The organism is Pseudomonas sp. GW821-FHT03E01, from assembly GCF_059420765.1.
Map to the genome: position 1 here is coordinate 1 of NZ_JBWKUI010000028.1, position 12,542 is coordinate 12,542.

Annotated in this window: 12 protein-coding genes; 8 read left to right on the forward strand and 4 right to left on the reverse strand. The window is 60.4% G+C overall.

Annotated elements, in window-relative coordinates; translation table 11 throughout:
- Window positions 1–156 precede the first annotated feature (156 nt).
- On the reverse strand, window positions 157–1,650 hold the full coding sequence (locus AC07VO_RS29385; protein WP_086944018.1) for a CoA-acylating methylmalonate-semialdehyde dehydrogenase: 1,494 nt from the start codon (window positions 1,648–1,650) through the stop codon (window positions 157–159).
- Window positions 1,651–1,713: 63 nt separating this feature from the next.
- Window positions 1,714–3,063, reverse strand: coding sequence for an omega-aminotransferase AptA (gene aptA, locus AC07VO_RS29390; RefSeq protein WP_018928366.1), 1,350 nt, complete (start codon window positions 3,061–3,063; stop codon window positions 1,714–1,716).
- A gap of 126 nt (window positions 3,064–3,189) precedes the next feature.
- Here aptA and AC07VO_RS29395 point away from each other — a divergent pair, with 126 nt between their 5' ends.
- The 3 genes from AC07VO_RS29395 (at window position 3,190) to AC07VO_RS29405 (ending at window position 5,460) form a co-directional block, all read left to right on the forward strand.
- On the forward strand, window positions 3,190–4,110 hold the full coding sequence (locus AC07VO_RS29395) for a LysR family transcriptional regulator (protein ID WP_007940170.1): 921 nt from the start codon (window positions 3,190–3,192) through the stop codon (window positions 4,108–4,110).
- Between the two features lie 110 nt (window positions 4,111–4,220).
- A complete protein-coding gene (locus AC07VO_RS29400; RefSeq protein WP_018928367.1) occupies window positions 4,221–4,871 on the forward strand; it encodes a TetR/AcrR family transcriptional regulator in 651 nt (216 codons plus the stop codon).
- Between the two features lie 7 nt (window positions 4,872–4,878).
- Window positions 4,879–5,460: an IMPACT family protein gene (locus tag AC07VO_RS29405; protein ID WP_086944019.1), complete on the forward strand. Its 582-nt coding sequence runs from the start codon at window positions 4,879–4,881 to the stop codon at window positions 5,458–5,460.
- A 370-nt stretch (window positions 5,461–5,830) separates the two neighbouring features.
- On the opposite strand, the gene AC07VO_RS29410 is transcribed toward AC07VO_RS29405, so the two are convergent.
- Entirely contained in the window at window positions 5,831–6,007 is a 177-nt protein-coding gene (locus AC07VO_RS29410) for a hypothetical protein (RefSeq protein ID WP_156523279.1), read from the reverse strand.
- Window positions 6,008–6,037: 30 nt separating this feature from the next.
- Between AC07VO_RS29410 and AC07VO_RS29415 the strand changes: the two genes are divergently transcribed.
- Genes AC07VO_RS29415 through AC07VO_RS29425 form a run of 3 tightly spaced genes read left to right on the forward strand, consistent with a single transcriptional unit; the run spans window position 6,038 to window position 9,647 of the window.
- A complete protein-coding gene (locus AC07VO_RS29415; RefSeq protein WP_086944020.1) occupies window positions 6,038–7,603 on the forward strand; it encodes an ABC transporter ATP-binding protein in 1,566 nt (521 codons plus the stop codon).
- 11 nt (window positions 7,604–7,614) lie between these two features.
- The gene (locus AC07VO_RS29420) at window positions 7,615–8,721 is read left to right on the forward strand and encodes an ABC transporter permease (protein WP_018928370.1); all 1,107 of its coding nucleotides are present in this window, start codon (window positions 7,615–7,617) and stop codon (window positions 8,719–8,721) included.
- A complete protein-coding gene (locus tag AC07VO_RS29425) occupies window positions 8,721–9,647 on the forward strand; it encodes an ABC transporter permease (protein WP_019582313.1) in 927 nt (308 codons plus the stop codon). The genes AC07VO_RS29420 and AC07VO_RS29425 overlap by 1 nt, the downstream gene beginning before the upstream one ends.
- On the opposite strand, the gene AC07VO_RS29430 is transcribed toward AC07VO_RS29425, so the two are convergent.
- Entirely contained in the window at window positions 9,644–10,057 is a 414-nt protein-coding gene (locus tag AC07VO_RS29430) for a hypothetical protein (RefSeq protein WP_086944021.1), read from the reverse strand. The two genes, AC07VO_RS29425 and AC07VO_RS29430, sit on opposite strands and share 4 nt — an antisense overlap.
- A gap of 92 nt (window positions 10,058–10,149) precedes the next feature.
- On the opposite strand from AC07VO_RS29430, the gene AC07VO_RS29435 reads away from it, so the two are divergent.
- Together AC07VO_RS29435 and AC07VO_RS29440 are read left to right on the forward strand one after the other, a co-directional pair.
- Complete coding sequence (locus AC07VO_RS29435) at window positions 10,150–10,836, forward strand: SDR family oxidoreductase (protein ID WP_019582311.1); 687 nt, start codon at window positions 10,150–10,152, stop codon at window positions 10,834–10,836.
- 199 nt (window positions 10,837–11,035) lie between these two features.
- Window positions 11,036–12,394 (forward strand): 8-oxoguanine deaminase, encoded by a 1,359-nt coding sequence (locus AC07VO_RS29440; RefSeq protein WP_086944022.1) that lies wholly within the window; start codon window positions 11,036–11,038, stop codon window positions 12,392–12,394.
- Window positions 12,395–12,542 lie beyond the last annotated feature (148 nt).

Sequence of the window (12,542 nt, forward strand, 5' to 3'; positions counted from 1 at the left end):
CAAGGAGTTTTCCGTTTCGACTGCGCCGGAAGTGGGGCGAATTATAGACGTCCAGGATCTGCCGTCAACCTCTAATTTCACATTTCTGTCATATCGGTCAAAACAGCCCGAAAACACAAAGGCCGACCTCAAGAGGTCGGCCTTCTGCCCTTCTACTTACAAGCTAGGGAATGCGAATTGCGAAGCTTCATGGCTTGCCCGTTGTGGCCAGCGCTGGGTAATAGCCTTGCGACGCGTATAGAACCGCACGCCATCCGGGCCATAAGCATGCAGATCGCCGAACAGCGAACGCTTCCAGCCGCCAAAGCTGTGATACGCCACTGGCACCGGCAACGGTACGTTGACGCCGACCATACCCACTTCGATCTCATCGCAGAACAACCGCGCCGCTTCCCCATCACGGGTAAAGATGCAGGTGCCATTGCCATACTCGTGATCATTGATCAGTTGCATCGCCTCTTCCAGGCTGTTGACCCGGACGACGCACAGCACCGGCCCGAAGATCTCTTCTTTATAGATGCGCATCTCTGGCGTGACGTTATCGAACAAGCAGCCACCCAGGAAGAAGCCGTCCTCATGACCGGCCACGCTCAGACCACGACCGTCCACCACCAGCTTCGCACCGGCGGTTACGCCGTCTTCAACATAACCGCTGACCTTGTCCCGCGCCTGACCGGTGACCAGAGGCCCCATGTCCAGGCCACAAGTTGTACCAGCGCCGATTTTCAGTGCCTTGATCTGCGGTGTCAGTTTGGCCACCAACGCATCCGCCACCTGGTCACCGACACACACGGCCACCGAAATCGCCATGCAGCGCTCACCGCACGAACCGTAAGCGGCGCCCATCAACGCGCTGACCGCGTTATCCAGATCCGCATCCGGCATCAATACCGCATGGTTCTTCGCCCCGCCCAGCGCCTGGACGCGTTTGCCGCGCTTGGTGCCTTCGGCGTAGATGTATTCGGCAATCGGCGTCGAACCGACGAAGCTCAACGCTTTGACTTCCGGCGCTTCAATCAGTGCGTCCACTGCGGCCTTGTCGCCATGCACCACACTCAGCACGCCTTTCGGCAGGCCGGCTTCCAGTAACAATTGAGCGATCAGCAGCGTGGAGCTTGGATCGCGCTCGGACGGCTTGAGGATAAAGCAGTTGCCACAGACGATCGCCAACGGATACATCCACAGCGGCACCATGGCCGGGAAGTTGAACGGGGTAATGCCGGCCACTACGCCCAATGGCTGGAAATCCGACCAGGCATCGATGTTCGGCCCGACATTACGGCTGTACTCACCCTTGAGGATTTCTGGTGCCGCGCACGCGAACTCGACGTTCTCGATCCCGCGCTTCAATTCACCGGCAGCATCTTCCAGGGTCTTGCCGTGTTCTTCGCTGATCAGTTGTGCGATGCGGGATTCGTTCTGTTCCAGCAGTTGCTTGAAACGGAACATCACCTGAGCGCGCTTGGCCGCTGGCGTATTGCGCCAGGCCGGGAACGCAGCCTTGGCCGAGTCGATGGCTTTCTGAATGGTTTCGCGGCTGGCCAACGGCAGCTTGTGGATAACCTGGCCGGTGGACGGGTTGAACACATCGGCCGTGCGACCGTCTTCGGTCACCAGTTCGCCATTGATCAAATGCGGGATGAGGCTCATGCGGGGCTCCTGAAATTGTCCACAGGCGTCCTTTGAAAGGACGCCTTTATATAGAAGAGGGAATCAGTCGATCTTGTTCAGCACTTCGCCGACTGCATCGAACAGACGATCAAGGTCCTGCGGCTTGCTGTTGAAGGTTGGGCCGAACTGCAGGGTGTCGCCGCCGAAGCGCACGTAGAACCCGGCTTTCCACAGCGCCATGCCAGCTTCGAACGGACGCACGATGGCATCGCCGTCGCGAGGTGCAATCTGGATCGCACCGGCTAACCCGTAGTTGCGAATGTCGATGACGTTCTTGCTGCCCTTCACACCGTGCAGTGCGTTTTCGAAATGCGGTGCGACTTCGGCCACGCTCTGCACCAGGTTTTCCTTTTGCAGCAGGTCGAGTGCCGCCAGGCCTGCGGCGCAAGCCACCGGGTGCGCGGAATAGGTGTAGCCGTGCGGGAATTCCACCGCGTACTCAGGCGTCGCCTGGTTCATGAAGGTCTGGTAGATCTCGGAGCTGGCAATCACCGCGCCCATCGGGATCGCGCCGTTGGTGACTTGCTTGGCAATACACATCAGGTCCGGAGTGACACCAAAGCTGTCGGCACCGAACATCGAACCGGTACGACCGAAACCGGTGATCACTTCGTCGAACACCAGCAGGATGTTGTGCTGATCGCAGATCTCGCGCAGACGTTTGAGGTAACCCTGCGGCGGTACCAGCACGCCAGCGGAGCCGGCCAATGGCTCGACGAATACCGCTGCGATGTTCGAGGCATCGTGCAGTTCGATCAACTTGAGCAATTCATCCGCCAGCGCGATACCACCCTGCTCCGGCATGCCACGAGTGAAAGCATTGCTCGCCAACAAGGTGTGCGGCAGATGATCGACATCCATCATCGCCTGACCGAACAGTTTGCGGTTGCCGTTCACGCCGCCGAGGCTGGTGCCGGCGATGTTCACGCCGTGATAACCACGAGCGCGGCCGATCATCTTGGTCTTGGTCGCCTGGCCTTTCAGGCGCCAGTAGGCACGCACCATTTTCACCGCGGTATCTGCACATTCGGAACCCGAATCGGTGAAGAACACGTGATTCAGATTGCCCGGGGTCAGGTCGGTGATTTTCTCGGCCAACTGGAACGACAGCGGGTGACCGTACTGGAAGCCCGGCGAGTAATCGAGAGTGCCCAATTGCTTGGCCACCGCCTCCTGGATTTCCTTGCGGGTGTGCCCGGCGCCGCAGGTCCACAGACCCGAGAGCGAATCGTAGACCTTGCGGCCCTTGTCGTCTGTCAGCCAACTGCCCTCGGCCGCCACGATCAGGCGCGGGTCGCGCTGGAAATTGCGGTTCGCGGTGTAGGGCATCCAGTGAGCGTCAAGCTTGAGCTGGCTGGCCAGGGAAGTCGGGGCGTTTTCAGGCACGTTCATGGGCAAAACCTCGCAGGGCAAAATAAGCGGCGTGGAGATCAAAAGCGTTCTTGCAGCTAAATTGCCACGGGGATAAAGTCGATGAAATCCAACTTTTCTAACCTTCAGTCAGACCCGGACTAAACTATGAGTACCCGTCGCCCCGATCCGCTGGCGCAAGTCAGTGACTTTGATATCCGCCTGCTGCGGATTTTTCGCAGCGTGGTGGAGTGTGGCGGCTTCTCCGCGGCGGAATCGGTGCTGGGTATCGGTCGCTCGGCCATCAGCCAGCAAATGAGCGATCTGGAGCAACGCCTGGGGCTGCGCCTGTGCCAGCGAGGTCGCGCGGGGTTTTCCCTGACCGAAGAAGGCCGTGAGGTCTACCAATCTGCGTTGCAGCTATTAAGTGCGCTGGAAAGTTTCCGCACCGAGGTCAACGGCCTGCACCAACACTTGCGCGGCGAATTAACCATCGGCCTGACCGACAACCTGGTCACCCTGCCCCACATGCGCATCACCCACGCCCTGGCCCAATTGAAGGAACGCGGCCCCGACGTACAGATCCAGATCCGCATGATTGCGCCCAATGAAGTCGAACAAGGCGTGCTCGACGGTCGCTTGCATGTCGGCGTGGTGCCGCAAGCCAGCGCGTTGTCGGGGCTGGAGTATCAGCCGCTCTACAGCGAACGCTCGCTGCTGTATTGCGCGGTCGGCCATCCGCTGTTCTATGTCGACGACAAACAACTGGATGATGAGCGCCTCAACAGCCAGGACGCCATCGCCCCGACCTTCCGTTTGCCCGCCGAGATTCAGGCCCATTACCAGGCGCTCAATTGCACCGCCAGTGCGTCGGATCGCGAGGGCATGGCCTTTCTGATCCTGACCGGGCGCTACATTGGTTACCTGCCGGATCACTACGCCAGCCTCTGGGTGCAGCAAGGCCGTTTGCGTGCACTGAAACCCAAGGCACGTTTTTATGACCTGAGCCTGGCATCGGTTACACGCAAGGGCCGTCGCCCGCATCTGGTTCTGGAGAGTTTTTTGGAGAGTCTGGCGGCGACTCGCTGAAAGCTTGTGGGAGCGGTGCCCAAGGTTTTATCGCCATAGGACTTGTCTGAGGCCCGTGGGTGCGCTATCAACGCATCTGGTTGCACCCATCTACCTGTTCGGAAGTGCCTATGACCTTTGAAGTCCCAGCCCACGGCGGCAAACCCGCCGGCCGCATTCGTCAGAAGAACGAAGAGACCATCATCAAAGCCGCCGAAGACGAGTTCGCCCGTCACGGGTTCAAAGGCACCAGCATGAACACCATCGCGCAGAAAGCCGGGTTGCCCAAAGCGAATCTGCATTACTACTTCACCAACAAACTCGGTTTGTACGTGGCGGTGCTGAGTAACATCCTTGAATTGTGGGACAGCACCTTCAATACCCTGACCGTCGAGGACGATCCGGCAGAAGCATTGACGCGATACATTCGCGCCAAAATGGAATTCTCCCGGCGCCAGCCACAAGCTTCGCGGGTCTTCGCCATGGAGGTCATCAGCGGCGGTGATTGCCTGACCGAGCATTTCAACCAGGACTACCGCACCTGGTTTCAAGGTCGGGCCGCGGTATTCCAGGCGTGGATCGACGCCGGCAAAATGGACCCGATCGACCCGGTGCACCTGATTTTCCTGCTGTGGGGCAGCACCCAGCATTACGCCGACTTTGCCACGCAGATCTGCCGTGTCACCGGGCGCACCAAGTTGACCAAGCAAGACATGGAAGACGCCGGCAGCAACCTGATTCGCATCATTCTCAAAGGCTGCGGCCTGACGCCGGCTATTTAAGACACCCATGCCTTTTACCCTCAGCGATTTTTGCGAATACCGCGAAGAGATTCGCAAGAGCCGCTTCATCGCCCTCGCCGCGCCGATCGCCAGCGCAGCCGATGCCCAGGCGTTCATCGAGCAACACAGTGATTTGAACGCCTCGCACAATTGCTGGGCCTGGAAGCTCGGCGATCAATACCGCAGCACTGACGATGGCGAACCCGGTGGCACCGCTGGCCGGCCGATCCTTGCGGCGATTGAAGCGCAGGATTGCGATCAGGTCGCGGTCGTAGTGATCCGCTGGTATGGCGGCATCCAGTTGGGCACCGGCGGCCTCGCCCGAGCGTACGGCGGCAGTGCCAACAAATGCCTGCAAGGGGCACCGAAAGTCGAGTTGATCAGTCGGGTGCCGGTCAGTTGTGCCTGTGCATTTGGCGAGTTGGCGTTGGTGAAGCTTCGGGTCGCGGAGCTGGGTGGTTTGGTGGTGGAGGAAACCTTCACGGCCAGTGGTGTGGAACTGCAATTGGCGATTGGCGACGGGCAGATAAGTACGCTGCAAACGCAGCTGGCGGACTTAAGTCGCGGGCGTATTTTGTTGCAGCGTTAAGATCAAAAGATCGCAACCTTCGGCAGCTCTACGCGCCTGTGGCCGCTGCGATCTTTTGGGGCACCCCGATTTTCTTTGCTCTCGACACTTGCCCACATCTGCTGTGCACCCGGCTGTGGATAACCTGAGCACATTCTGCTGTAACCCTTCTGTCATGCGGCTTTGCGGGCTTTGCTCATTTTTCGTCCAACTCGCCATCCGCGACGTTTATTCCACGTAAAAACAATCAGTTAGAGTGGTTTATCGCCATTAGAAGAAAGCCCCTCGGTGCTTATGCCCACACGGTCGGCTTGCGCACAGATACTGTGGAACAAGCTGTGGATAACCCGTTCATGGCTGGCGCAGCCCCATGCCTGACAATGCCTGCAGCTTATTGCTCGTTTTTTGACCAATTGATCACGCGCAAAACCGGAGCCTGATCAAAAGGCTTGCCCTCAAGTGGTGCCTCTCCAGGAATTGGAATAGGTCGAGGCAGCGTCCGCAACGCCTGTGCCAGCAGGCTTTTGTCGATTTCCTGACTCAATGGCCAGGAAATTGCTTTATCCACAGGCATATTCTTTTGCGACCCGAGCCTGTCATGTCCAACCCTGCACCTCCCCCCGATCAAACACCCCGCCTGCAATTGCGCAGAATCAGCAAACGTTACCCCGGTTGCCTGGCCAACGATGCCATCGACTTGAGCATTGCGCCCGGTGAAATCCACGCCCTGCTCGGCGAAAACGGTGCGGGCAAAAGTACCCTGATGAAGATCATCTACGGCGTCACACACGCCGACTCAGGGGAGATGATCTGGCAGGGCCAGCGCGTGACCATGCGCAATCCGGCCCAGGCCCGCAGCCTCGGGATCGGCATGGTGTTCCAGCATTTCTCGCTGTTCGAAACCCTGAGCGTGGCGCAGAACATCGCCTTGGCGATGGGCGCTGCGGCCGGTACGCCGAAGCAGCTTGAACCGAAAATCCGCGAGGTGTCCCAACGCTATGGCATGGCGCTGGAACCGGAGCGACTGGTCCACAGCCTGTCCATCGGCGAGCGTCAGCGGGTGGAAATCATTCGCTGCCTGATGCAGGACATCCGCCTGCTGATTCTCGATGAACCGACGTCGGTACTGACCCCGCAAGAGGCCGACGAATTGTTCATCACGTTGCGCCGACTGGCCGCCGAGGGCTGCAGCATTCTGTTCATCAGCCACAAGCTCGGCGAAGTGCGTGCGTTGTGCCACAGCGCCACGGTGTTGCGCGGCGGACGAGTGGCCGGGCATTGCGTGCCGGCCGAGTGTTCGGACCAGCAACTGGCGCAGTTGATGGTCGGTGAAGCCGCTGAGCTGATTACTGACTATCCGAAGGTCAGGGGGGCTGATGCGTTTCTGAACGTGACCGGATTGTCCTGGCACAACCCGGACCCGTTCGGCTGCTCGCTCAAGGGCATTGATCTCGAGGTGCGCAGCGGCGAAATCGTCGGTGTCGCCGGGGTGGCCGGCAATGGCCAGGATGAGTTGCTGGCCTTGCTTAGCGGTGAAGAACGGCTGCCGGGAAATGACGGGGCGAAAATCAGTTTCGGCGGGCAACCGGTGGCGCACCTGCGGCCGGATGCACGACGCAAACTCGGCCTGGCCTTCGTCCCCGCCGAGCGTCTGGGCCATGGCGCGGTACCGGAACTGAGCCTGGCGGATAACGCCCTGCTCACCGCATTTCAACAAGGGCTGGTCAGCAATGGATTGATCCAGCGCAGCAAAGTCGAGGCACTGGCCGAAGACATCATCCGCCGCTTCGGGGTCAAGACACCCGATGCCCAGGCAGCGGCTCGCAGCCTGTCTGGTGGCAACTTGCAGAAATTCATCCTCGGCCGGGAAATCCTTCAGCAACCCAGGTTGTTGGTGGCCGCGCACCCGACCTGGGGCGTGGACGTCGGCGCCGCCGCAACCATTCACCGAGCACTGATTGCCTTGCGCGACGCTGGCGCGGCGATCCTGGTGATCTCCGAAGACCTCGACGAACTGTTCCAGATCAGCGATCGCCTCGGCGCCCTGTGTGGCGGTCGACTGTCGACACTGCAGCCCACCGTCGACACCCGCCTGATCGATATCGGTGGCTGGATGGCCGGCCAGTTCGACACCCCTCAATCACCTGCACCCGTAACGCTTTAACGGAGTTTCACATGCTGCTTTCTCTCGAACCCCGTGGCCAGCAATCGCGCCTGATGTTGTGGTGCTCGCCGTTGCTGGCGGCTGTGTTGACCCTGGGCTGTGGCTCATTGTTGTTTATCGCGCTGGGCCACGACCCGTTGCTGACCTTGCACACCTTGCTGATTGCACCGATCAGCGACCTGTACGGGGTCTCTGAGTTGTTGGTCAAAGCATTGCCGATTCTGCTCTGTGCATTGGGCCTGGCAGTGGCGTATCAGGCACGGATCTGGAACATCGGCGCCGAAGGTCAGTTGCTGCTCGGCGCCTTGGCCGGCAGTGCATTGGCGGTGAACATCATCGACCTGCAAAGCCGTTGGGCGCTGGTGTTGATCCTGCTCACCGGCACCCTGGCCGGTGCCGCATGGGCCGGGCTGACGGCATGGTTGCGCACACGCTTCAACGCCAATGAAATCCTCACCAGCATCATGCTCAATTACATCGCGTTGAACCTGCTGCTGTTCTGCGTCCACGGGCCGCTGAAGGACCCGGCCGGGTTCAACTTTCCGGAGTCGGCGATGTTTGGCGATGCCAGTCGTTTGCCGTTGTTGATGGAGGACGGTCGGGTCCATGCGGGCGTGTATTTCGCCTTGCTCGCGCTGGTTGCGGTGTGGGTGTTGTTGCAGAAGAGCTTTGTCGGTTTCCAGATCAAAGTGCTCGGGCTGGACAAGCGCGCGGCGGGTTTTGTCGGCTTTCGCGAGAAGCGGCTGATCTGGCTGGCGCTGTTGATCAGCGGTGGCTTGGCGGGGCTGGCCGGGGTTTGCGAAGTCACCGGGCCCATTGGACAACTGGTGCCGCAGGTTTCGCCGGGTTATGGCTATGCGGCGATCACCGTGGCGTTTCTCGGGCGGCTGAATCCCATCGGCATTCTGTTTTCCAGCCTGTTGATGGCGCTGCTGTACATCGGTGGCGAAAGCGCGCAGATGAGCATGAACCTGCCGCAAGCCATCACTCAATTGTTCCAGGGGATGATGCTGTTTTTCCTGCTGGCCAGTGACGTGCTGATTCTCTACCGACCACGTTTGAACCTGCGCTGGGTACGGCGCACCTCGACCACCGCCGTACAAGCAGGAGCCTTGTGATGGATATCGATCTGCTGAGCAATATTTTCTATGCCATGGTTCGCTGTGGCACACCGCTGTTGTTGGTGGCGTTGGGCGAGTTGATCTGCGAGAAGAGCGGCGTCCTCAATCTTGGGCAGGAAGGCATGATGCTGTTTGGGGCGGTGATCGGTTTTATCGTCGCCCTGAACAGCGGCAACCTCTGGCTCGGCGTGTTGCTGGCGATGTTCGCCGGGATGTTGCTGTCGTCGCTGTTCGCCCTGGTGGCGCTGGTGTTCAACGCCAACCAGGTGGCGACAGGGTTGGCATTGACGATCTTCGGCGTGGGCCTGTCGACCTTCGTTGGCGCTGCGTGGGTCGGCAAACCGTTGGCGGGTTTCGAGCCGCTGGCGATTCCTTATCTGAGTGAAATTCCGCTGATCGGGCGGATGCTGTTTGCCCAGGACCTGCTGGTGTATCTGTCGTTTGCCCTGTTTGCGCTGGTGGCCTGGGTGATTGTGAAAAGTCGCGTCGGGTTGATTATTCAGGCGGTCGGCGAAAGCCCGGACGCCGCCAGTGCAATGGGCTTGCCGGTGTTGCGCGTGCGTACGCTGGCGGTGCTGTTTGGCGGGGCGATGGCGGGATTGGCTGGGGCATATTTGTCCCTGGCCTATACGCCGATGTGGGCGGAGAACATGAGCGCCGGTCGCGGCTGGATTGCCCTGGCGCTGGTGGTGTTTGCCAGTTGGCGAGTGTGGCGGTTGCTGCTTGGAGCTTATCTGTTCGGTCTCGCCAGCATCCTGCATTTGGTGGCGCAGGGCTTGGGGCTGGCGATTGCGTCGAGTCTGCTGGCAATGCTGCCGTATGTCGCGACCATAGTGGTGTTAGTGCTGCTGTCCCGGGATGCCGTGCGCACACGATTGTATGCGCCGGTGTCGTTGGGGCAGCCGTGGCGGGCGGGGCATTAAGTGGTGGCCCGCGAAGGCGTACGAACAGGCAACGCTTGGGCCACACCCCACATCAGTTCAAAGAACAGGAAAATCACCAATAGCGAACTCGCCCCATGGGCCAGCGCATAAACCTGCCAGGCCGAAAACAGAAACCTCCCCACCGCGTCATATCGCCCAAACATCTGCTGCGGATCGCGAATCCGCAGCACGGCCCATACGCACACAATCGAGCCCAACAGATTCGCCATCAACATGTGCACCGGCTCGAACGGCGGTAGCTCGCCGGGCAGATTGAAAGTCTGACTCAGGTTTAACAGCACGCCATGCAACGCCGCAAAACTCCACGGCGTGGCAAATGCCGCCGTGACGATCAGGTCGTACCATGCGCTGCCACGCACCAGTTGACGATATTGCGTTGAAGTCCACATTGGCATTGCTCCATACATTCAGGGAGCAACAAGGCTAAAGCCTGGAGTATGCTCCAGGGTCAAGCCCTCTCGAGACATCAAGGAAGCCATTCATGTCCACGGCAAAAACCGCACTCATCATCGGCGCCTCCCGGGGACTGGGCCTCGGTCTGGTGAAAACCCTGCTGGCCGACGGCTGGCAAGTCACCGCCACCGTGCGCAACCCACAGGGTGCCGAAGCCTTGCAGGCGTTGGGCAAGGTACGGATCGAAAAACTCGACATGGACGACCAGCAAGCGGTCATCGCCCTCAGCCAACAGCTCAAGGGCGAGGTGTTTGACCTGTTGTTCGTGAATGCCGGGGTCAAGGGGCCGGAGGTCCAGACGCCGGGTGGCGCGACCCTGGCCGAGGTCGGTCAACTGTTCTTCACCAACGCCGTGGCGCCGATCAACCTGGCCCAGCGTTTCGTCGCGCAGATTCGTGAAGGCAGTGGCGTGCTGGCGTTCATGAGTTCGGTGCTGGGCAGCGTGACCATGCCCGACGCGCCGGAGCTGGCGCTGTACAAGGCCAGCAAAGCGGCGCTGAACTCGATGACCAACAGCTTCGTCACGCAATTGGGCGAACAGAAACTCACCGTGCTGTCGCTGCACCCGGGCTGGGTGAAGACCGACATGGGTGGCGAAGGTGCCGACATCGATGTGGAAACCAGCACCCGCGGGCTGATCGATCAGGTGAATGCGTATGCCGGCAAGGGCGGGCATCATTTTGTGAACTACCGGGGTGAAACCATTCCCTGGTAATCGGGTGTTGGATTTGACGCCTTCGCGGGCAAGCCTCGCTCCTACAGGTCCGACGCATGACTCTGTAGGAGCGAGGCTTGCCCGCGAAGCTTTTTTGATTGAAACTCCGCACCTCGCCCCCCGCGGCGACCCTGGATCAGCAGACAGGGCAACACTGAGCTGGCAACCCTGAACCCCACTTTCAGAGGAGCCGGCCACTATGCCTGCGACCCGTACCTGGTTAAAAAATCCCCTCGCCATTTTCACGGCCAACGCGCTCGATGCCCGTGGCGGTCTGGTGCTGCAAGACGGTTTGATCGTCGAAGTGCTCGGCGTCGGCCAGCAACCGTCAGCACCCTGTGGACAAGTCTTTGATGCCCGCGAACATGTGATCTTGCCGGGGCTGATCAACACCCATCACCACTTCTATCAAACCCTGACCCGCGCCTGGGCGCCGGTGGTCAATCAGCCATTGTTCCCGTGGTTGAAAACCCTCTATCCGGTCTGGGCCCGGCTCACGCCGGAAAAACTCGCCCTCGCCACCAAAGTCGCCTTGGCCGAGTTGCTGCTGTCCGGCTGCACCACCGCGGCCGATCACCATTACCTGTTTCCGGAAGGCCTGGAAAATGCGATCGACGTGCAGGTCGAGAGTGTCCGCGAACTGGGCATGCGCGCCATGCTCACTCGCGGTTCAATGAGCCTTGGTGAAAAAGACGGGGGGCTGCCGCCGCAGCAGACCGTGCAGCAGGGCGAAGTGATTCTCGCCGACAGCCAACGCTTGATTGCCGAGTACCACGAACGGGGTGACGGCGCGCAAATCCAGATCGCTTTAGCGCCCTGCTCGCCGTTTTCAGTCACCCCGCAAATCATGTCCGCCAGCGCCGAACTGGCGAATACCCTCGACGTGCGCCTGCACACTCACCTGGCCGAAACCCTCGACGAAGAAGAGTTCTGCCTGCAACGCTTCGGCCTGCGCACCGTGGATTATCTGGACAGCGTCGGCTGGCTCGGCCCACGCACCTGGCTGGCCCACGGCATTCATTTCAACCCCGACGAAATCGCCCGCCTCGGCGCGGCCGGCACCGGTATTTGCCATTGCCCGAGTTCGAACATGCGCCTGGCTTCAGGGATTTGCCCAACCATCGAGTTGACCGACGCTGGCGCGTTGCTGGGCCTGGGCGTGGACGGTTCGGCGTCCAACGACGCCTCGAACATGATGCTCGAAACCCGACAGGCGCTGTACATCCAGCGTCTGCGTTATGGCGCGCAGAAGATCACCCCGGAACGCGTACTGGGCTGGGCCACCAAGGGCTCGGCGCAGTTGCTCGGGCGCAGCGACATCGGCGAACTGGCGGTGGGCAAGCAAGCGGATCTGGCGCTGTTCAAACTGGATGAGCTGCGCTTCTCCGGCAGCCATGATCCGGTGTCGGCGCTGCTGCTGTGCGGCGCGGACCGGGCAGACCGGGTGATGATCGGCGGCAAGTGGCGGGTGATCGATGGGCAGGTTGAGGGGCTGGACCTGAAAGGGTTGATCGCCGATCACAGCCAAGCGGCTCGGCAGTTGATCGCCGGCGTCTAAGTCGACGCAGACCTATTGCGGGAGACACTCGCACCAGCGGATGGCGTGAATTCGCGAGGGTGCACCGGGATGGTTCTGTGGTGGTCGTTAGGGCCCCTTCGCGGGCAAGCCTCGCTCCTACAGGAATTGTGCCTATCGCGGGATTGGG

Bases quoted from the DNA above. Each gene is read 5' to 3' on its own strand.
- AC07VO_RS29415 (WP_086944020.1), top strand. From the start codon at position 6,038: ATGTCCAACCCTGCACCTCCCCCCGATCAAACACCCCGCCTGCAATTG.
- AC07VO_RS29385 (WP_086944018.1), bottom strand. From the start codon at position 1,650: ATGAGCCTCATCCCGCATTTGATCAATGGCGAACTGGTGACCGAAGAC.
- AC07VO_RS29440 (WP_086944022.1), top strand. From the start codon at position 11,036: ATGCCTGCGACCCGTACCTGGTTAAAAAATCCCCTCGCCATTTTCACG.
- AC07VO_RS29400 (WP_018928367.1), top strand. From the start codon at position 4,221: ATGACCTTTGAAGTCCCAGCCCACGGCGGCAAACCCGCCGGCCGCATT.
- AC07VO_RS29405 (WP_086944019.1), top strand. From the start codon at position 4,879: ATGCCTTTTACCCTCAGCGATTTTTGCGAATACCGCGAAGAGATTCGC.
- aptA (WP_018928366.1), bottom strand. From the start codon at position 3,063: ATGAACGTGCCTGAAAACGCCCCGACTTCCCTGGCCAGCCAGCTCAAG.
- AC07VO_RS29430 (WP_086944021.1), bottom strand. From the start codon at position 10,057: ATGTGGACTTCAACGCAATATCGTCAACTGGTGCGTGGCAGCGCATGG.
- AC07VO_RS29420 (WP_018928370.1), top strand. From the start codon at position 7,615: ATGCTGCTTTCTCTCGAACCCCGTGGCCAGCAATCGCGCCTGATGTTG.
- AC07VO_RS29425 (WP_019582313.1), top strand. From the start codon at position 8,721: ATGGATATCGATCTGCTGAGCAATATTTTCTATGCCATGGTTCGCTGT.
- AC07VO_RS29435 (WP_019582311.1), top strand. From the start codon at position 10,150: ATGTCCACGGCAAAAACCGCACTCATCATCGGCGCCTCCCGGGGACTG.
- AC07VO_RS29395 (WP_007940170.1), top strand. From the start codon at position 3,190: ATGAGTACCCGTCGCCCCGATCCGCTGGCGCAAGTCAGTGACTTTGAT.